Annotated in this window: 18 protein-coding genes and 1 pseudogene; 14 read left to right on the forward strand and 5 right to left on the reverse strand. The window is 62.2% G+C overall.

Going from position 1 to position 20,354, the window contains the following annotated elements; all coding sequences use genetic code 11:
* The first annotated feature begins 201 nt into the window (after positions 1-201).
* From puuE to NKG99_RS15805, 4 genes are all read left to right on the forward strand, one after another.
* On the forward strand, positions 202-1,620 hold the full coding sequence (gene puuE / locus NKG99_RS15790; RefSeq protein ID WP_352869272.1) for an allantoinase PuuE: 1,419 nt from the start codon (positions 202-204) through the stop codon (positions 1,618-1,620).
* Positions 1,621-1,630: 10 nt separating this feature from the next.
* Complete coding sequence (locus tag NKG99_RS15795) at positions 1,631-2,494, forward strand: bifunctional allantoicase/(S)-ureidoglycine aminohydrolase (RefSeq protein ID WP_352869275.1); 864 nt, start codon at positions 1,631-1,633, stop codon at positions 2,492-2,494.
* Entirely contained in the window at positions 2,491-2,982 is a 492-nt protein-coding gene (locus tag NKG99_RS15800; RefSeq protein ID WP_352869277.1) for an ureidoglycolate lyase, read from the forward strand. The genes NKG99_RS15795 and NKG99_RS15800 overlap by 4 nt, the downstream gene beginning before the upstream one ends.
* Before the next feature lie 67 nt (positions 2,983-3,049).
* Entirely contained in the window at positions 3,050-3,643 is a 594-nt protein-coding gene (locus tag NKG99_RS15805) for a nucleoside deaminase (protein ID WP_352869279.1), read from the forward strand.
* A gap of 9 nt (positions 3,644-3,652) precedes the next feature.
* On the opposite strand, the gene NKG99_RS15810 is transcribed toward NKG99_RS15805, so the two are convergent.
* Together NKG99_RS15810 and NKG99_RS15815 are read right to left on the reverse strand one after the other, a co-directional pair.
* Positions 3,653-3,964 carry a BrnA antitoxin family protein gene (locus NKG99_RS15810; RefSeq protein WP_352869282.1) on the reverse strand — a complete coding sequence of 104 codons (312 nt, stop codon included), beginning with the start codon at positions 3,962-3,964 and terminating at the stop codon, positions 3,653-3,655.
* The gene (locus tag NKG99_RS15815; RefSeq protein ID WP_352869397.1) at positions 3,951-4,205 is read right to left on the reverse strand and encodes a BrnT family toxin; all 255 of its coding nucleotides are present in this window, start codon (positions 4,203-4,205) and stop codon (positions 3,951-3,953) included. Before NKG99_RS15815 ends, NKG99_RS15810 begins: the two co-directional genes overlap by 14 nt.
* Before the next feature lie 181 nt (positions 4,206-4,386).
* On the opposite strand from NKG99_RS15815, the gene NKG99_RS15820 reads away from it, so the two are divergent.
* The 9 genes from NKG99_RS15820 to NKG99_RS15860 all read left to right on the forward strand — a co-directional run bounded on the left by NKG99_RS15820 (position 4,387) and on the right by NKG99_RS15860 (position 15,400).
* Positions 4,387-6,372, forward strand: a complete 1,986-nt coding sequence (locus NKG99_RS15820; RefSeq protein WP_352869283.1) for a CocE/NonD family hydrolase — start codon at positions 4,387-4,389, stop codon at positions 6,370-6,372.
* A gap of 154 nt (positions 6,373-6,526) precedes the next feature.
* Positions 6,527-8,113, forward strand: coding sequence for an ABC transporter substrate-binding protein (locus tag NKG99_RS15825; RefSeq protein ID WP_352869285.1), 1,587 nt, complete (start codon positions 6,527-6,529; stop codon positions 8,111-8,113).
* Positions 8,114-8,128: 15 nt separating this feature from the next.
* Positions 8,129-9,088, forward strand: a complete 960-nt coding sequence (locus NKG99_RS15830; protein WP_352869287.1) for an ABC transporter permease — start codon at positions 8,129-8,131, stop codon at positions 9,086-9,088.
* A gap of 9 nt (positions 9,089-9,097) precedes the next feature.
* On the forward strand, positions 9,098-9,922 hold the full coding sequence (locus NKG99_RS15835) for an ABC transporter permease (protein WP_127262628.1): 825 nt from the start codon (positions 9,098-9,100) through the stop codon (positions 9,920-9,922).
* Positions 9,922-11,577 (forward strand): ABC transporter ATP-binding protein, encoded by a 1,656-nt coding sequence (locus NKG99_RS15840; protein ID WP_352869290.1) that lies wholly within the window; start codon positions 9,922-9,924, stop codon positions 11,575-11,577. The genes NKG99_RS15835 and NKG99_RS15840 overlap by 1 nt, the downstream gene beginning before the upstream one ends.
* A gap of 53 nt (positions 11,578-11,630) precedes the next feature.
* Positions 11,631-12,470, forward strand: a complete 840-nt coding sequence (locus NKG99_RS15845) for an alkaline phosphatase family protein (RefSeq protein ID WP_352869293.1) — start codon at positions 11,631-11,633, stop codon at positions 12,468-12,470.
* Positions 12,471-12,742: 272 nt separating this feature from the next.
* The gene (locus NKG99_RS15850; RefSeq protein WP_352869295.1) at positions 12,743-13,309 is read left to right on the forward strand and encodes a sigma-70 family RNA polymerase sigma factor; all 567 of its coding nucleotides are present in this window, start codon (positions 12,743-12,745) and stop codon (positions 13,307-13,309) included.
* Positions 13,306-13,974 carry an anti-sigma factor gene (locus NKG99_RS15855; protein WP_352869298.1) on the forward strand — a complete coding sequence of 223 codons (669 nt, stop codon included), beginning with the start codon at positions 13,306-13,308 and terminating at the stop codon, positions 13,972-13,974. Before NKG99_RS15850 ends, NKG99_RS15855 begins: the two co-directional genes overlap by 4 nt.
* The gene (locus tag NKG99_RS15860) at positions 13,964-15,400 is read left to right on the forward strand and encodes a S8 family serine peptidase (protein WP_352869300.1); all 1,437 of its coding nucleotides are present in this window, start codon (positions 13,964-13,966) and stop codon (positions 15,398-15,400) included. The genes NKG99_RS15855 and NKG99_RS15860 overlap by 11 nt, the downstream gene beginning before the upstream one ends.
* A gap of 122 nt (positions 15,401-15,522) precedes the next feature.
* Here the strand turns inward: NKG99_RS15860 and NKG99_RS15865 are convergent.
* The 3 genes and pseudogenes from NKG99_RS15865 to NKG99_RS15875 all read right to left on the reverse strand — a co-directional run bounded on the left by NKG99_RS15865 (position 15,523) and on the right by NKG99_RS15875 (position 18,507).
* Positions 15,523-16,061: pseudogene (locus NKG99_RS15865) on the reverse strand (DUF4411 family protein).
* Entirely contained in the window at positions 16,033-17,241 is a 1,209-nt protein-coding gene (locus NKG99_RS15870; protein ID WP_352869301.1) for an ImmA/IrrE family metallo-endopeptidase, read from the reverse strand. The pseudogene NKG99_RS15865 and the gene NKG99_RS15870 overlap by 29 nt, the downstream one beginning before the upstream one ends.
* Before the next feature lie 243 nt (positions 17,242-17,484).
* Entirely contained in the window at positions 17,485-18,507 is a 1,023-nt protein-coding gene (locus tag NKG99_RS15875) for a substrate-binding domain-containing protein (protein WP_352869304.1), read from the reverse strand.
* A gap of 364 nt (positions 18,508-18,871) precedes the next feature.
* Between NKG99_RS15875 and NKG99_RS15880 the strand changes: the two genes are divergently transcribed.
* A complete protein-coding gene (locus NKG99_RS15880) occupies positions 18,872-20,227 on the forward strand; it encodes an ABC transporter substrate-binding protein (protein ID WP_352869306.1) in 1,356 nt (451 codons plus the stop codon).
* Positions 20,228-20,354 lie beyond the last annotated feature (127 nt).

Raw genomic sequence — 20,354 nt, forward strand, 5'->3', positions numbered from 1 at the left:
CCGCCTCCCATTTTCGGTACGAGCGAATTTGGCCCGGTACGATCAAGTATCAACAGTGAATTGTGCGCCAATTAAAGGCGATGCATAAGTCCTGGTCGAGCGGAGTGCGACAAAAACACTTTCAAAAATTTTCGGGGGAATGCGTAGGCAGTCCTTTCGATATTCTCACCACACTTCGGGCCATGCCCGGCAGGAGGGACGATGCGATACACCAGAGACATGCGCGGCTACGGAGCCAATCCGCCGGATCCGAAATGGCCCGATGGTGCGCATGTCGCCGTGCAGTTCGTCGTCAACTACGAAGAGGGTGGCGAGAACTGCGTGCTGCATGGCGACAAGGCGTCGGAAGCCTTCCTGTCGGAAATCGTCGGCGCTGCGCCCTGGGTGGGCCAGCGCCACTGGAATATGGAATCAATCTACGAATATGGCGCGCGCGCCGGCTTCTGGCGGCTGCTGCGGCTGTTCACCGAGGCCGAGGTGCCGATCACCTGCTACGGTGTCGCCACCGCGCTCGCCCGTTCGCCCGATCAGGTCTCGGCCATGCAGGAAGCCGGCTGGGAAATCGCCTCGCACGGGCTGAAATGGATCGACTACCGCGACCACAGCGCCGAAGATGAGCGTCGCGACCTCGAAGCAGCGATCCGCCTGCACTATGAGGTGACCGGGCAACGACCGACCGGCTGGTACACGGGCCGCACATCGATCAACACGGTGCGGATTGTGGCGGAAGAGGGCGGTTTCGACTACGTGTCGGACACCTATGACGACGAACTGCCCTACTGGTTCGAGCACGCAGGCGGCACGCAGCTCATCATCCCCTACACGCTCGACGCCAACGATATGCGCTTCGCCACGCCGCAAGGGTTCAATTCGGGCGACCAGTTCTTTGCCTATCTCAAAGATAGTTTCGATACGCTCTACGCCGAGGGCAAGGCCGGCCGGCCGCGCATGATGAACATCGGCCTGCATTGCCGCCTCGTCGGGCGTCCGGGCCGGGTGGCAGCGCTGAAGCGCTTCGTCGAGTATGTCAAATCGCATGAAAAGGTCTGGCTGGCGCGGCGCGTCGATATCGCCAAGCATTGGCAGGAGAATCATCCTTACAAGCCGGCGGCATTGCGTCCATCCAAGATGGAGTTCGAGACGTTTGTTCACACGTTCGGCGGCGTGTTCGAGCATTCGCCCTGGATCGCCGAACGCGCCCATGAGCTGGAACTGGGCCCGGCGCATGACACGGCCGGTGGCTTGCACAACGCACTCTGCCGTATCTTCCGCTCCGCCAGCGAGACCGAGCGGCTTTCCGTGCTTAATGCCCATCCCGACCTTGCCGGCAAGCTGGCCAAGGCCAAACGGCTGACGGCTGAATCAACCAGGGAACAAGCTTCGGCCGGGCTCGACGCGCTAACCGACAAGGAGCGCGAACTGTTTTCCAAATTGAACGCCGCCTACGTCACCACCTTCGGCTTCCCCTTCATCATCGCGGTGAAGGGCAAGACCAAGGAGGAAATCCTCGCCGAATTCGAGACGCGCATCGGCAATAGCCGCGGCGTCGAATTCGAGACCGCCTGCAAACAGGTCGAGCGCATCGCGCTGCTCCGCCTCAAGGACATGCTTCCGCAATAGGTTTGAACCCATGGATACGATCAGGATGCCCGAGCGAACCTATTACGCACCACATGGCGGCCACCCCGGCCAGAGCGAGTTGCTGACCGGCCGCGCCGTCTTCACCGAGGCCTACGCCGTCATCCCCAGGGGCGTGATGCAGGACATCGTCACCAGCGCCCTGCCGTTCTGGGACAAGACCCGCGTCTGGATCTTGTCGCGACCGCTGTCCGGTTTTGCCGAGACGTTCTCGCAGTACATCGTCGAGGTCGCGCCCGGCGGCGGCAGCGCCCGGCCGGAACCCGATGCCGGCGCCGAAGGTGCCCTGTTCGTGGTCGAAGGCGAATTGACGGTTCTGCTTGCCGGCAAGAAGCACGTATTGCGGCCCGGTGGATTTGCCTTCCTGCCGCCGGCCAGCGGCTGGACGGTTCGCAACGAAGGCAAGGCCGATGTCCGCTTCCATTGGATTCGCAAGGCCTACGAGGTGGTCGACGGTCTCGATACGCCCGAAGCCTTCTTCACCAACGAACAGGAGATCGCGCCAACGCCGATGCCCGGCACCGAGGGTCGCTGGGCGACGACACGTTTCGTCGATCCGGCCGACTTGCGCCATGACATGCACATGACAATCGTGACGCTGGAACCCGGCGCGGTCATTCCCTTCGCCGAGACCCATGTCATGGAGCACGGGCTCTATGTGCTGGAAGGCAAGGCGGTCTACCGCCTCAATCAGGATTGGGTCGAGGTCGAGGCCGGCGACTATATGTGGCTGCGCGCCTTCTGCCCGCAGGCCTGCTATGCCGGCGGTCCGGGCAAATTTCGCTATCTGCTCTACAAGGACGTCAACCGCCACGCCAAGCTCGGTGGCGCCGGCATCGCAAAGCGCGCTCCATGACCCGTATCGTCGCGCGGCCGCTGACCCGCGAGAGCTTTGCTCCATTTGGCAACGTCATCGACATGAGCGGCGACAACCACTACCCGATCAATGGCGGCAGGGCCGAGCGCTACCACGATCTCGCCACCGCCGAGGCGACCGGGCCGAACGCCCGCGTGCTGATCTCCATGGTGCGCGGCACGCCCTACGAATTGCCGCTGAAGCTGACGATGGTCGAGCGCCACCCGTTCGGCAGCCAGGCATTCATTCCGCTGTCGCCGCGCCCGTTCCTGGTCGTCGTCTGCCATGACGGGGATGAAGGACCCGGAGAGCCGCATGCCTTTATCACTGCCCCCGGACAAGGGATCAATTACCGGCGCAATCTCTGGCATGGCGTGCTGACGCCGCTCGGCGAGGCGCAGGATTTCCTGATCGTCGACCGGGGTGGCGACGGCCCCAACCTCGAGGAATTCCATTTCTCGCACGCCTACGAGATACATCTCCCTTGATTTTTTGTGCATGTCGTTACCCCGAAACCGGGGCACTTTTGGGGGACATGCAGCAGGAGACCCAGTAATGACCGACATTTCGCTGATCGACCGCCTGCTCGACGTGGTCGAGCACGATATCGTGCCGAAGACGGCCGAAGGTGTCGCCCATGGCAACAAACTGTTCGGCGCGGCGATCCTGCGCAAGGACGACCGTTCGCTGGTGCTGGCCGAAACCAACAACGAGATGGAAAACCCGCTCTGGCATGGCGAGGTGCATTGCCTGAAGCGCTTCTACGAAATGCCGAAGGCAGAGCGAGTCGACACCAAGGACGCAATCTTCATCGCCACGCACGAGCCATGCTCGCTGTGCCTGTCGGCGATCACCTGGACCGGCTTCGACAATTTCTACTATCTGTTCAGTCATGAGGATTCGCGTGACAGCTTCGCCATCCCGCATGATTTGAAGATCCTGAAGGAGGTCTTCACCCTCGATCCCGGCGGCTACAATGCCGAGAACGCCTACTGGAAGAGCTTTTCGATCCGCAGGCTGGTGCGGTCCCTGCCCGAGGCCGAACGCCAGCGGCTGGAAACACGCATCGACAATATCTCGGCCCGTTATGACGAGTTGTCCGGCGCCTACCAGGCGAGCAAGGATGAAAACGACATTCCGCTGAATTGACGCGGATGCTTAACCAACTTTCGCTTTCTTCAGCACTTCATTTATCTTGGCTTGCCAACCCTTGCCGGTGGCCTTGAATTTTCTGACGACATCCTGATCCAGGCGGATGGACACAACTTGCTTCGGCTTTTCCACGGTCGGCCGACCACGGGACCGCCTTATACTCTCGAAAAGTTCTGGAAACACTTCCGCGAAAGGTTTGGCATGCACCAGCTCTTCGTCGGTCGCCTCCGCATCATCGGGATCAGCGGCAATTTGTCTTTGAATTTCCGCTTCCTCCTCATTGGTAAGCGGTCGAATATGCGATTTAGGATTGCTCATATACGGACCTTTCCTTTCGGCTGGCACGACGCATCGAGATTACCGAAATCGCTTCGGAACCAAGCGGCTTAAAGATCACGGCGAGAATGATCTCTCCGAATTCGCCAATCGCCTTGAGTCGGCCTGCTTTGGCCGGGAGGACGGTTGAAGTCGCAAAAAACTCGATATCGAGTTCGGCAAAGTCCAGACCTCGGCCTTCGAGGTTCGTCACGCGCTTTGGCTCATCCCAAACGATCTTCAGTCGAGATTGTCCTCAATGCATCGGGCCTAAGCGAATAAAAGTAATACATAAATTAATGGGACAACGCAAGATGGAAAGTCGAACGGTCCCCGCCAGGCGTCGTCTCGGCGACACGGACCGTCGCCCGTTTGACTTCGTGACGTACACGTTTCATGCGTCACTGACATCCTGGAGAGCTCCCATGAAAACCGTCACCGAATTTCCCCGCAAGGTCGTCGAATTTCCGGACATGGCCATCGTCATGCCCGATGGCTGCCGGCTGTCGGCGCGGGTGTGGATGCCGGAAGATGCCGGTGATGATCCGGTGCCGGCGATCCTTGAGCATCTGCCCTACCGCAAGCGCGACGGCACCATCTTTCGCGATCAGCTGACGCATCCGTATTTCGCCGGCCACGGCTATGCCTCGATCCGCGTCGACATGCGCGGCAATGGCGATTCCGAAGGGCTGATGGACGACGAGTATTCAGAGCAGGAATTGCAGGATGCCTGCGACGTCATCGCCTGGGCGGCAAGCCAGCCCTGGTGCAACGGCAATGTCGGCATGATGGGCATTTCCTGGGGCGGCTTCAACTGCCTGCAGGTGGCGGCCAAGCAGCCGCCGGCGCTGAAGGCGGTGATCAGCCTGTGCTCGACCGTCGACCGCTATGCCGACGACATCCATTACAAGGGCGGCTGCCTTTTGATCGAGAATTTCGGCTGGGCCTCGACCATGCTGTCCTACTCGTCGCGGCCTCCGGATCCGCTGCTGGCCGGAGACAATAGATGGCGCGACCTGTGGCTCACCCGGCTGGAAAACCAGTCCTTCCTGGCGCCGCTGTGGCTGAAGCACCAGCACCGCGACGCCTACTGGAAGCGCGGCTCGATCTGCGAGGATTTTTCCGCCGTCAAAGCCGCGGTGCTGTCGATCGGCGGCTGGCATGACGGCTACCGCAACACCGTCTCGCATCTCGCCAGCAACATCGAAGCGCCGGTCAAGGGCATCATCGGGCCGTGGATCCACAAATACCCGCACTACGCCGGGCCCAAGCCCGCCATTGGCTTCCTGCAGGAGGCGTTGCGCTGGTGGGACCGCTGGCTGAAGGATATCGACACGGGCGTCGAGGCCGACCCCGCCTACCGCGCCTATGTCATGGACAGCGTGCGTCCGGCACGCTGGCATCCCGAGCGGCCGGGCCGCTGGGTGGCGGAACAGCAATGGCCTTCGTCCAATATCAAGACGCAATCGATCGAGCTTATCGCCGAGGGCGGCAACCCCGCGATCGTCGCCTCGCCGCAAAGCTGCGGGCTGGCCGGCGGCGAGTATTTTCCGTTCACCTTCGGCCCCGAACTGCCCGGCGACCAGCGCCCCGACGATGCGCTGTCGGTGTGTTTCGACCAGCCGGAACTCCGTGAGGCTATCGATATCGTCGGTGCGCCCGAAGTCCTGGTCCGGGTCGCGTCCGACCGGCGTCAGGCCAACATCGCGGTCCGGCTTTGCGACGTGCATCCCGACGGTGCCACCGAGCTGATCTCTTACGGCGTACTCAACCTGACGCATCGCAACTCGCACGAATTCCCCGAGGCGCTGGTGCCGGGCGAAACCGTGTCGGCGCGCGTGGTGCTCGATCAATGCGCCTACCGCGTGCCGGCTGGCCACCGCCTGCGTATTGCTGTTTCGAACGCCTATTGGCCGATGATCTGGCCGTCGCCGGAGCCGGTCCAACTCGCGCTGTCGACCGCGACGCTGTCCTTGCCGCTGCGGCCGCTGGCAACAGGCGACGAAGCGACGTTTGCCGAGCCGGAAGGCGCCTCCCCCTGGGCGACAGAAACGATCCGCGCCACCAATTCCGAGCGCCATGTCGATCGCGACGAGAAGACCGGAATTGTCACGCTTTCCATCGTTGATGATTTTGGCGAGGTGCGCGATCTCGATCACGGCCTTGCCAATGGCAGCATCGCCCGCGAGACCTGGACGATCCATCCCGACGATCCGCTGTCGGCCTCGGGAAAGACGCATTGGACGCAGACCCTGTCGCGAAATGGATGGTCGGTGCGCACCGAGACATCCGCCGAAATGCGATCCGACGCGCAAAACTTCATCGTCAGCGCCAGAATCGAGGCCTATGAGGGCGAAAGGCTCGTTTTCGAACGCAATTTCGAAGAGAAGGTGCCCCGCGCGCTTCTTTGAACGCCGGTTTCGTTGGTCCAATTGCGACGTACGATTTACGCCACGGCATGTCGCATTCGGTCTTGCTTACCGCTTTCCCTTGCGGTCATTATTCTCCCCACAAGAAACAAGAAAAACGACCCCAGAGTCGAACCAACAGAGTGAGGAACTCAAAATGTCAAACGAACTGGAATATCTTAGCCGGCGTGTCGCGTCGGGCAAACTGAGCCGTCGTGATTTTCTGGGCCGGGCGGCAGCGCTCGGCGTCACCGCCCCCTTCGCCAACTCGCTGCTTTCAAGTGCGGCGCGCGCGGCGGGTCCGGTCAAGGGTGGCACGCTGAAGGCCGGCCTGGTCGGTGGCGAATCCACCAACAGCCTCGATCCGGCGCTGATGATGACGCAGGTGCCGTTCGCCTTCGGCAAGTGCTGGGGCGAAATGATCGTCGAGCTGTCTCCCGACGGCAAGCTCGAGAACCGCATCGCCGAGGAGATCGGCGCCTCGGACGACGCCAAGGTATGGACGCTGAAGATCCGCGACGGCGTTGAATTCCACAACGGCAAGACGGTGACCGCCGAAGACGTCGCGGCCACGCTGGAGCGCCATTCGGACGAGAAGTCGAAATCCGGTGCGCTCGGCTACATGAAGGGCATCGAAACCATCAAGGCCAGCGGCAAGGAAGTCGTGCTGACCCTGAAGGAAGCCAATGCCGACCTTCCCTACCTGCTCAGCGACTATCACCTGATCGTCCAGCCGAACGGCGGCAAGGATAAGCCAGACGCCGGCATCTCGGCCGGCCCTTACATGGTCAAGACCAACGAGCCTGGCGTGCGCCATGGCGCCGAGCGCTTCGCCAATTACTGGCAAGGTGACAAGATGGGCCATGCCGACCAGATCGAGGTCATCGTCATCAACGACGCGACGGCGCGCACAGCGGCCCTGCAGGGTGGCCAGGTCAACATGATCAACCGCGTCGAGCCGAAGATCGTCGATCTGATCAAGCGTCTGCCGGGCGTCACCATCCGCAATCACGCCGGCCCCGGCCACTACGTGTTCATCATGCATTGCAACACCGCGCCGTTCGACAACAACGACCTGCGCATGGCGCTCAAGCTGGCCATCGACCGCGAGGAGATGCTGGACAAGATCCTGCGCGGCTACGGTTCCCTCGGCAACGACTTCCCGATCAATGCGTCCTATCCGCTGTTTACCGAGATCGAGCAGCGCAAGTACGATCCCGACAAGGCGAAGTTCCACTACAAGAAGTCCGGTCACGACGGCGCCGTGCTACTGAGAACCTCGGACGTCGCCTTCCCAGGCGCAGTCGATGCAGCGCAGCTCTTCCAGCAGAGCGCCGCCAAGGCCGGCATCAAGCTCGAGCTCAAGCGCGAGCCGGGCGACGGCTACTGGAACGAAGTCTGGAACAAGCAGCCCTTCTGTGCCTCCTACTGGGGCGGCCGCTCGACCCAGGATCAGATGTATTCCACCGCTTATCTATCGACGGCCGACTGGAACGACACGCGTTTCAAGCGTCCGGATTTCGACAAGATGGTGCTGGCGGCTCGCGCCGAGCTCGACGAGACCAAGCGCAAGCAGATGTACCACGACATGGCTGTCCTGGTGCGCGACGAAGGCGGCCTGATCCTGCCGATGTTCAACCAGTTCATCGACGCGACCGGCGCCAAGGTCGGCGGCTGGATCGACGATCCGCATCAGGAGCTAATGAACGGCTACGCACTGGCGAAGTGCTGGCTCGAAGCCTGAGCCGGCTTTGCGGATATGTCTTCACCCATCCTGAAACTGATTGCCCAGCGCGTTGCGCTGGGCATTCTCCTCTTGTTGGCCGTTTCGGTCCTGATTTTCGCCGGCACACAGATCCTGCCCGGCGACGTCGCGCAAGCCATTCTCGGGCAATCGGCGACGCCGGAGTCGCTCGCCAATCTGCGCGAGCAGCTCGGCCTTAACGATCCGGCCTATATCAGGTATTTCCGCTGGCTCGGCGGGGTAATGACAGGCGACCTGGGTACCGCCATGTCGAGCGGCCAGGACATCGCCACGTCGATCAAGGGCCGGCTGTGGAACACGCTGTTCCTCGCCTTCTGGGCGGCCGTTGTCGCTGTGCCGCTGGCGATCATCCTCGGTCTCATCGCGGTGCGCTACCGCAATGGCTGGGTCGACAAGCTGATCTCAGGACTTGCGCTCGCCTCGACGTCGTTTCCCGAATTCTTCATTGGCTATGTGCTCGTCTATTTCTTCGCCGTGAAGTGGCAAATATTCCCCGGCATCTCAACCGTCTATGACGGCATGCCGTTCGGCGAACGCATGCAGGCGATCGCCCTGCCGGCGACGGCGCTGACGCTGGTCGTGCTGGCGCACATGATGCGCATGACGCGCGCGGCGATCCTCAACGTCATGCAGTCGGCCTATGTCGAGACGGCGGAATTGAAAGGCCTGTCGGCCTTCAACGTCATCCGCAAGCATGCCTTTCCCAATGCCATCGCGCCGATCATCAACGTCGTCATGCTCAACCTCGCCTACCTGATCGTCGGCGTCGTCGTGGTCGAGGTGATCTTCGTCTATCCGGGCATGGGACAGTATCTGGTCGACCACGTCACCAAGCGCGACGTGCCGGTGGTGCAGGCGGTCGGCCTGATCTTCGCCGCCGTCTACATCAGCCTGAACATCATTGCGGACATAGGGGCTATCGTCGCCAATCCGCGTCTCAGACATCCGAAATAGGGGGCGGATATGCTCGATATCAAACGCATCCCCATCCCCGCGCTGATCGGCATCGTGCTGACGGCATTGTTCGTGCTGGCGGCGGTCTTCGCACCGTGGATCGCACCGCACGGCAATGGCGAGATCGTCGGCGATGTCTGGGAGCCAATGTCGGCTACCCATTTGCTAGGCACCGACAATCTTGGCCGCGACCTGCTGTCGCGCATGATCTACGGCGCGCGCATCACCCTGTTCATCGCGGTGCTGGCCACCGCGCTGTCGTTCTCGCTCGGCGCCATACTCGGCTTCTCGGCGGCGGTCTTCGGCGGCTGGTTCGATACGCTGCTGTCGCGCCTTGTCGATCTTTTGATGTCGATCCCGACGCTGATCATGGGTCTTGTCGTGCTGTCCGTGCTGCCTACCAATCTGGTGACGCTGATCCTGGTGATGGGCATTCTCGACTCGACCCGCGTCTATCGCCTGTCGCGCGCGGTCGCCGTCGACATCAACGTCATGGACTATGTCGAGGCGGCGAAACTGCGCGGCGAGGGCAGCGCCTGGATCATCTTCCGCGAGATCCTGCCCAACGCACTGTCGCCGCTGGTTTCGGAACTCGGCCTGCGCTTCATCTATGCCGTGCTGTTCCTGTCGACACTGTCGTTCCTCGGCCTTGGCGTGCAGCCGCCGGACGCCGACTGGGGCGGCATGGTCAAGGAAAACAAGGACGGCATCGTCTTCGGCATCGCGGCCGCACTCATCCCGGCGGCGGCGATCGCCTTGCTGGCGATTTCCGTCAACCTGGTCGCGGACTGGGTGCTCAACCGGACGACAAGCCTGAAGGGAGGACGCGGGTGATGGCCGACAGCAAAGCGAAGCCCGGCGTGCTTCTCGACATCCGCAATCTGCGCATCGAGGCGACCGTCTTCCCGCCCGGCGAACCGCCGAAGAATATCGTGCTGGTGCACGATGTCTCGCTGACGCTCGAGAAGGGCAAGGTGCTTGGCCTGATCGGCGAATCCGGCGCAGGCAAGTCGACCATTGGCCTATCGTCGATGGGCTATGGCCGCGGTGGTGTGCGCATCACCGGCGGCGAGGTCATCCTGAACGGCCGCGACATCCTCAAGGGCGGCAAGGACGGTTTTCGCAAGCTGCGCGGCCGCGAGGTCTGCTATGTCGCGCAGTCGGCGGCCGCCGCGTTCAACCCGGCGCATAGGCTGATGGACCAAGTGGTGGAAGCCACGCTGCTGCACGGCACGGCGACACGCGCCGAGGCCGAAAAGCGCGCCATCGCGCTGTTCAGGAAGCTCAGCCTGCCGAACCCCGAAACCATCGGCGAACGCTTTCCACACCAGGTCTCGGGCGGCCAGCTGCAGCGCGTGATGACGGCGATGGCGCTGTGCTCCGAGCCCGACCTGATCGTCTTCGACGAGCCGACCACGGCGCTCGACGTGACGACGCAGATCGACGTGCTGGCGGCGATCAAGGACGCCATTCGCGATACCCATGTGGCGGCACTCTATATCACGCACGACCTTGCCGTCGTCGCCCAGGTCTCCGACGAGATCATGGTGCTGCGCCATGGCCGACTGGTCGAATGGGGCGGCACAAGGCAGATCATCAAGGAGCCGCGCCAGGAGTACACCAACGCGCTGGTGTCGGTGCACGAGATCGAACACCACGAGCAGAAGCCCGGCATGACGCCGTTCCTGTCGGTGAAGAACGTCACCGCCGCCTATGGCCGCAGCCACATCAAGGTGCTGAAGAACGTCTCGGTCGACATCTATCCGGGCCAGACGCTGGCCGTTGTCGGCGAGTCCGGCTCCGGCAAGTCGACTCTGGCACGCGCCATCACCGGTTTGCTGCCGCCAGAAGAAGGCACTGTCACCTTCGATGGGCGTCCGCTGGCAAACCGGCTGGCCGACCGGCCGAAGGAGGATCTGCGGCAGTTGCAGATGATCTATCAGATGGCCGACGTGGCGATGAACCCGCGTCAGACGGTCGGCACCATCATCGGCCGGCCGCTCGAATTCTATTTCGGCATACGCGGCCGCGAGCGCGACAAACGCGTCGCCGAACTGCTCGACAAGATCGAGATGGGCAAGGGCTTCTCCGACCGCTATCCGGCCGAGCTTTCCGGCGGCCAGAAACAGCGCGTCTGCATCGCCCGTTCGCTTGCCGCCAAGCCCAAGCTGATCATCTGCGACGAGGTAACCTCGGCGCTCGATCCGCTGGTGGCACACGGCATCCTCGAGCTGCTGCTCGAGCTGCAGAAGGAAGAGAACGTCGCCTACTTGTTCATCACCCATGACCTGGCCACGGTGAAGTCGATCGCAGATTCGATCGCGGTGATGTATCGCGGCGAGGTGGTGCGCTACGGCCCGAAGAGCAAGGTTCTGGCGCCGCCCTTCGACGCCTATACCGATCTTCTGCTTTCCTCGGTTCCCGAGATGGAGATCGGCTGGCTGGAAAAGGCGATCAAGGGACGGCGCATGGCCAGCGCGGGGAACTAGGGAATTCGTGGCGCGAAGCCATCCTTCAACGACAAAGCCTTCCGGAGTCGCCCATGGCGCTCGAGACAAAACTGTTGCTGATCATCCTCGATGGCGTTCCCTACAGGAACTGGCGCCGGTTGATGGGCAATCTCGAAGGGTGGGTGCAATCGGGCGAGGCGCGGGTCTGGAAGATGCGCTCCGTGCTGCCGTCGACCTCGGCCTGCTGCTACGCCTCCATCCACACCGGCGTTTCGCCGCAGGTGCATGGCATCCTATCCAACGAGAACCGGTTTCGAATCGCGCAACCCGACATCTTCTCCGAAGTCAGCAAGGCCGGCGGCAAGACCGGCGCCGTGACACATTCCTATTGGTCGGAATTCTTCCGCGCCCATCCGTTCGACCTGGTCGAGGATATGGAATTCGACGAGCCGGGCGGACCGATCACGCATGGCCGCTTCCACACCATGACCGGCTACAACGCCCGCAATCAGATGACGCCGAGCGATGTCGACCTGTTCGCGACACTGACCATGCTGACCAAACGCCACGGCATCGACTACGGCATCCTGCACACCTGCACGCTGGACTCGATGGGTCACCGTTTCGGCCATGACTGCCACGAGATGGACCACGCGGTCTATGCGATGGACGGCATGCTGGCCGCCTTCCTGCCGCGCTGGATCGAAGCCGGCTATGAGGTGATGGTCACCGCCGACCATGGCCAGACCGATCGTGGCCATCATGGCGGCCATGACGACGAGATGCAGGATTTCGCGCTGTATTATTTTGGGCCCGGCAAAGGCCCGCAGGCCGACACGCTGCTCGACCAGTTGCAACTGGCGCCGACGGTGCTGACGCGCCTCGGCGTGCCGGTGCCGGAGACGATGAAGGCTAAGCCGTTCTTGGGGTGACGTTGCCGCGACGTCGGCGCCCCCTTCCCCCGTCCTTTACGGGGAGATGGTAAGGGTGAGGGCAGCGCTAACATCGAATATGAATAGCGAACGCTGGCGCCGCCCCTCATGCGCCTGCCGGTACATTCTCCCCGTATAATGACCGGGAGAAGGGATGCTCTGGCAACCGCCCCGCTCTTCGGTTAGCCTCCAAAAAATTCCTTGGCGGGAGGATGAACCTTTTTGGACCGATCAGCGACAGAGCAGACAGGAGCCAGGCGGCTCGACCGGCCATGACGGCAGCGACGGAAACCGATCGCGTGCTTGTCGACCGGGTCGCGAAGGGCGACCGTGCCGCCGTGCGGCTCCTGTTCATGCGTCACCACGTGCGGGTCTACCGCTTCGTGGCACGCCAGACGGGATCGGAAATGATGGCCGACGATATCGCCAACGAAGTGTTCCTCGAGCTATGGCGCCAGGCGCCATGCTTCGAAGGGCGCTCCGAAGTCTCCACATGGCTGCTCGGCATCGCCCGTTTCAAGGCGCTGTCCTTGCTGCGCAAGAAGAAGGAAGACTGGATCGACGACGAGGCCGCCGCCGCGGTGGCCGACAGCGCCGACACGCCGGAAGTCGTCACCATGAAGGGAGACAAGGCTGCCGCCTTGCGCCGGTTCGTCGACGCCTTGCCGGAAGAGCATCGCGTGGTGATCGATCTTGCCTATTATCATGGCCAGTCGGTGAGCGAGATCGGCGAAGTGCTCGACATTCCGGTCGCGACCGTCAAGACTCGAATGTTTTACGCCCGCAAGAAACTCGGTGAGGCCCTCAAGGCCGCCGGTTACGACAGGGGGTGGCCATGAGCGCCGCTGAAAAGATGTCGCGCCGCGACGAAATGGAAACGCTGCTGCCGTTCTATCTGAACGGCTCGCTGGAAGGTTCGGACCTGGAAGCCGTCGAGGAATGGCTGGCCAGCGATCCGGCGGCACTTGCCGCCCTTGGCGAGGCGGAAGCCGAATTCTCCGGCACCACGGCCGCCAACGAAGCGATCCGTCCGCCGGCCGATGCGCTCGGCCGCTTCGCCAGGGCGCTCGATGCCGAGGCCGGACCTGTCCGCCAGCCGGCGGGCTCGTCCTGGCTGGCGCAGGCCTGGGGCCGCTTCATGGCGGTGCCGGTCGGCGTCGCCTGGGCCGCGGCCGCGGTTCTGCTGGCCCTGGTCATGGTGCAGTCATTTGTCGAGCCCAGCGGCAAGGGCAGTGATTTCGAGATAGCCGGCGCGCAAGACGATCTGGCGAAAATGCCGTTCGCCCTGGTCAAGTTCAAGCCGGATGCGAAGATGTCGGATATTTCTGGCTTTCTCGGCAGCAACGGGCTGAAGATCATCGGCGGACCGACCACCGACGGCGTCTTCCGGCTTGGCATTCCCGCGACCACCACCGCCGACTACACAAGGCAAATCGGCCTTGTTGCCGCCCAGCCTTTCACGGAGACTGTGATCGAGGGAAGGAGGCCGGTTGATGGCGGCTGAGGCGGTCATTCGATTTGCGGCAATGCTTGCGGCGACGATGACAATCGCCGCCGTGCCCGCGTCGGCGCAGACCAGCGCGAAGCCTGATCCCGCGAAAATCGACTGCCGCGACGGGGCCAATGCGGCGGGAGCCGACTGCGCCAAGGACGACAGTGACAGTGCAGTCGGTGCGGGTCCTGCAGCGGCAGGGGCCGTCTTTCTGCCCGCCTTGATCGTCGACCTGTTTCCAAACCCGGCCGCGCCTCCGGCACCGGTGCCGACGCCACGGCCGGCTCCGGCGACACCGCCGGCCGATAGTCAAGCCGGCCCTCCGCCTGGCGGCCCGATCGTCTCTCCGACCGATCTCATCGCCGTTCAGCCGCCGCGCGCGGTGGTCGGCGATTTCGTGCCCGACGAGGTGCTGGTGACCGTCGACGGCGACGCCGGCGCGGTGCAGCAGATCGCCGCGTCCTTCGGCCTCCAGGTGCGCTCGCAGCGCCAGTCGCGGCTGCTTGGCACCACGCTGGTGCGCTTCGGCATTCCCGATGGCCGGCCCGTCGGCGTCGTGCTTGCGCAGCTGGCGGCCGACGGCCGCACCCAGCGGCGCGAGCCCAACCATGTCTATTCGCTGCAGCAGGCCGCCGGCATCGTCAACTATGCCTTCGACCGCATCGCGCTCGATTCCAAGCAGGCCAGCGGCGAAAACGTTCGCATCGCGGTGATCGACACAGGCATCGACGACACCAACCCGGCGCTGGCTGGCGTCATCGCCGAACAGTTCGACGCCATGCCGGGGGTGCCGATCGAAAAGCGCGATCACGGCACGTCGATCGACGGCCTGATCGCCGGCGTCGGCGCGCTGGAGGGCATGGCACCGGGCGCCAGGATCTACCACGCCCGGGCCTTCGAGGGCGGCAAGTCGACCATGGATGTCATCCTGTCGGCGCTCGACTGGGCGGCGGAGCAGGACGTGCGCATCATCAACATGAGCTTCGTTGGGCCGAAGAACGACCTGCTCGGCGTCGCCTGCCGCAATGCCCGGGCGCTCGGCATGGTGCTGGTCGCCGCCGCCGGTAACAACGGGCCGAAAGCACCCTATGGTTATCCGGCCGCCTTCGACGACGTCATCGCCGTGACCGCCACCGATGCCAAGGACGGGCTGATGCCGCAGGCCAATCGCGGCGCCTATGTCTTCATCTCGGCGCCCGGCGTCGAGATGGTGGCGCCGAGCGGCGCCGGCTCGGATGTGGTCACCGGCACCTCGTTCGCGGCGGCGATCGTCAGCGGCGCCATCGCCAATCTCATCCACGCCGCGCCCGATCGCTCGGCCGACGACATCGAAAAGGCGCTCGGGGCTACGGCCAGGGATCTCGGCCCCAAGGGGCGCGACAATGATTTCGGCTACGGGCTGCTGGACATCAAGGCGGCCGAGGCGGCGAAGGAGTAGGCTTTCGTCGAGATGGATGGGTCAAACTTAATCAGTTGACTTACTGCCAATTCAATTACCGGGACGGGCCGGTAGTGGACGACGTTCGGCGACACGTCCTTACAAGGGGAGCGAGCGACGTTCTAAATGCGATCACGCCACTTGGTCGAGAAATTGAGGTCTCGAACGAGCAAGAAGCTGTCGCCCCATCTGACGTGCATTTGGTTGCAGACATCCGGAATCCTGCGGTTTGCACGTTGGGTTGCCGGCTTTGATACTTCGGTCGTAATAACCTTCCGGACATCCGGCGCAAACATGGCATACGATATCAGGAAAGGATCACGTCCTATCTTGATGATTTCGGCGTCGGTAAGGTCATTTCCATAACCATTCGCTAAGACATCCTGAACTCGCCCCACATCGGCTTCTTCCTCGAGGCAAAGCGCATTCCTATTGTCTTTGTCGCCAAGCCATTGAGCCAGGTCATCGGTCCCCCAACGATTTCCTCGAGGATTTCGAGGGGAATCTTGACCGCACCGCGTTCGGCCCAATGCAGTAACCACTCCCAGAACTCGGGCACGCGATCGAATGCGTAATACGAATTCTTGGCGGTGATTAAGACGTTCGCATCGAGGAGATAAATCGTCGCCCCCTCAGGCTGCGCGACCAGAGGCGCCGGCAGCCGACGCCCCCGTCAAAGCGTAGACGTTGGTCGGCTTAACTCCCAAGATCCTGCCTGCCATAGATGGCGAGAGAGCGCCTTCGGCAAGCATTCGCCCGGAAAGGCTTACCAGCCGATTGCCCAGCCTATGCCTACGGACAACGTAGTAGTCGGGGCCGTTTTCGTTCTCCTTATTTCGCTCTCTCGCCGCCGCTCGGCTTTGAAGCCAAAAGCGACGAAAGATACCGCTGATCTCGGCCCACACTTCACGCGAGATAACCCCCTGTCTAAACAACTTATAATTAACTGCGGAATGGCTCACGCGCCAGGCGTCAGCGAGTTGCCTTATTCTCGCGATGACTTGGTCGGTTGGTGCGCCTCGTAGAGCGTCTTCACGTGCAGATTCACCTTCAGGCATGAGGATTTGACCAGCAACGTCGTTGCAAAACACCTCTATCGCGGAGGAAGGATTTGCCCCGCTGATTCCCGTGCGACCGATCCAAATATGCGCCAGTTCGTGGAGCAGGGTAAAAGACCATGCTGCTTCACTGTCCTGATCATTAATGACTACGAAAGGAGCGACAGAATCCGCCAAGGCAACCCCGCGGAAAAGCTCGACGTCAAGAGTGCTATGGTGACTCCCAAGATTCCCAATCAGCAGCACGAAGACACCGACTTGTTCGGCAAGATCCCTCAGATAGGCGAAGGCATCATTTCGGCTACCGCGCCTGAATTGAGCGAGGTTGAAACTGAGAGTGCCCTCAATTTCTTTTGCGAGTGCCTTGGTGCCACCATTGATATCGAAGCCACCAACGAAAAGGAGCTTCTTTGCCTCATCTTCAACTTCGAGAAGCGAGCGGACCATCTCTTGCCTTGCCCTGACTTCGCGCAACAAAGCATCAACCAAGGCCTCGTCGCGCCGAGCGTAGTCTACCGGCAAGGTACGGAAATCTTCGCCACGTTCCGCACGCTTCGGAGGCGCTGGCAGATAGAACGCAAGCAATGGACGCCGGTAGTTTTTTGCCATCTTCAGGAGCAATGGCCTGGACGGTTCGCCGTCACCATTTTCCAACGCTGCAAGACGATCCGCACCAACGACGGAACGCGTGTCCTTGAGGCCCAGCCTTTTTGCGGCGCCTTCAAGGTCAAGCCCTGCCGTTTCACGGGCCCACTTCAGCACATCGGGATTGACGCTTGGCATTCCTCACCTTCGTTGGGCCGGCAATATCGCCCAGCGCCATCGTATAACCCGTAAGCGAACGCTTCGTTACGAAGGTGGCCATATATTTATGAAGAGGTCAACGGCTTCGCCCGTGGAGAAAGTTGCCCAAAAATATACTGACGACGACGATTGTTGGCGGCATCTCGCCTCGGTCAACCTCCGCTTCCGTGACAAGACGGACGTCCGCCTTCTTCGTCACTTAGAGCAGTTGAGGTCTTGCCGCTATGCCGGCGCGCCGGCGACCGATCCCCTGACCACCAGGTCGACGGGCCAGACTTCGCCGCGAGCGCCCTCTTCCAGCCCCGAAATCCGGGCCGCCAGCCGCTCGGCGACGCGGGCGCCGGCGAGACGGATGGATGAGCGCGTCGTCGACAGCGGCACCGAAAAATTCTCCGGCCTCAGCCAGGGGAAGACATCGTCATGGGCAATCAGCGACACGTCGCCCGGAATGCTCAGGCCGAGGTCGCGAACCGCGCGCACGACGCCCAGCGCCATGATCAGGCTGGAGCAGGCGATCGCCGTCGGTGCGTCGCCCTCTTCCAGCAAACGCCTGGTGGCGCGATAGCCATTCTCTTCGGTCATGACCACCGAGCAGACGTGTCGTTCGCCCAAAGTCAGCCCGCTCGTGGCGAGCGCCCGGCGCACGCCGCGCTCGCGATGGATGGCAAAGGTCTCGCGGTCGTCGCCGTTGATCAGCGCCAGCCGCCGGTGGCCGAGCTGGATCAGCAGCCTGGCCGCCTCGTGGAAGGCGCCCTCATTGTCGATGTCGGTGAAGGCATAGTCGAAATCGAAGCCTTCGCTACGGCCATGGACGATGAAGGGAATGCCGAGCGTGTTGACCAGCGCCACGCGCCGGTCGGCGGGCCTTGGCGAGGAAATGTAGACGGCGTCGACCTGCCGGTTGGCGACGATGCGCCGGTAGGTCGTCTCCTGGTCGTCGGCGTCGGCCGGCGACAGCACCAGGTCGAGTTCGTGCGAGCGGGCGTAGTCGCCTAGGCCAGACAAGAATTCGACGAAATGCGGATCGATGTCGACGGACGCACCGGTCGGCAGGACATAGCCGATCATACCGGTCTTGCCGGTCGCCAGGCGGCGCGCGCTCGGATTGGGACGGTAACCATGGCGCTTGGCGGCATCCATGACACGCCTGCGCGTTTCCTCGTTGACCTCGGGATAGCCGTTCAGCGCGCGGCTCACCGTAGTCTGCGACAGCGCCAGCATATGGGCAAGCTGCTTGAGGTTCACGAAAACTCTCCATCTCCCTCAAAGCGCTTTTAACTTGAATCGACCCAAGTGCCCTCGGGGTTGAGCCGTTCGACAACGAACCATAAGCGTGCTTCAGACGTGTTTGAAACAAAAAATGCTGCTGCATTGCCATAAAAGCATGTTGCAGCGCACTTTTTAGGCCGCAGACGCGCCGGATTAAATCGACTAGCCCACCTGCCTCTTGACTTCCGGCCGATTCAATGGCGAGATCAAAAAGGCCAAAGCGCTTTGGAAGACTCTCCGAAAGGTTGCGGTTCCTTTCCGAGTGAGTCACAGTCCTGCGGCGTCGGCGGGCGGAATGGAGGTTCCGTCCGGTGTGTTTGATCCACTGGGAGGAATACCGATGAAGAAAATGCTTTTGCTGGGTGCCGCGTTTGCCACGCTCGCCCTGAGCGCGCCGGCTCATGCCGAACTGAAGTTCAAGCCAGGTGAGGACAAGCGCTTCAACTGGGCCAACTACGAAGAGCTCAAGAAAGTCGACCTCAAGGGGGAGACGCTGTCGATCTTCGGACCGTGGCGCGGTGAGGACGAAGGCCTGGTGCGCGGCGTTCTCGACTATTTCTCGGAAGCCACCGGCGTCGAGATCAAATACTCCTCCTCGGAAAATTACGAACAGCAGATCGTCATCGACACGCAGGCCGGCAGCCCGCCGAACATCGCCGTGCTGCCGCAGCCGGGGCTGATCCAGGATCTGGCATCGAAGGGCCTGTTGACGCCGCTCGGCGACGACACCGCCAAATGGGTCAAGGACAATTACGGCGCCGGCCAGTCATGGGTCGATCTCGGCACCTTCAAGGACAAGGACGGCAAGCCGGGCTTCTTCGCCTTCCCCTACAAGGCCGACGTGAAATCGCTGGTCTGGTACTCGCCGGACAATTTCGAGGAAGCCGGCTACAAGGTGCCGAAGACGCAGGAAGAACTCGCCGATCTCGAAAAGAAGATCATCGCCGATGGCGGCAAGCCGTGGTGCATCGGCCTCGGCTCCGGCGGCGCCACCGGCTGGCCGGCGACCGACTGGGTCGAAGACCTGATGCTGCGTACCCAGTCTCCGGAAGTCTACGACAAATGGGTGAAGAACGAGATCCCGTTCAACGACCCGGCGGTGGTCAGCGCCATCGACATCTTCGGCAAGATCGCGACCGACGACAAGATGGTCGACGGCGGCGCAAAGGCGGTTGCGGCGACCGATTTCCGCGACAGCCCGAAGGGCCTCTTCTCTGTGCCGCCGAAATGCTACCTGCACCATCAGGCGTCGTTCATCCCGACCTTCTTCCCGGAAGGCACCAAGGTCGGCCAGGACGCGGACTTCTTCTACTTCCCTCCCTATGCCTCCAAGCCTGAACTGGGCACGCCCGTGCTCGGCGCCGGCACGCTGGCGATGATCACCAAGGACTCCAAGGCCGCCCGCGCGTTCATCGACTTTCTGAAGATGCCGCTCGCCCATGAGATCTGGATGGCCGAGGGTGGTTTCGTGACGCCGCTCAAGTCGGTCAACAAGGAGGCCTATGCCAGCGACGCGCTGAGGAAGCAGGGCGAAATCCTCGCCAACGCCTCGACCTTCCGCTTCGACGGTTCCGACCTGATGCCGGGCAAGATCGGCGCCGGCGCCTTCTGGACCGGCATGATCGACCTGGTCGGCGGCAAGTCCGCGCAGGATGTCGCCACCGACATTCAGAAAAGCTGGGACGCGATCAAGTAGGCGTCCGACAGTAAGCAGCCGATTGTTCGGCTATCCGATCCCGACTGGATCCGGGCCCTGGAGGCCCGGATCCGACCGGCGGCCCGTGCCGCGGCGATTATCATGAGCACACAAACATCCGGCATGA

It is taken from the genome of Mesorhizobium sp. M1409 (assembly GCF_040317535.1).
Classification (GTDB): domain Bacteria; phylum Pseudomonadota; class Alphaproteobacteria; order Rhizobiales; family Rhizobiaceae; genus Mesorhizobium.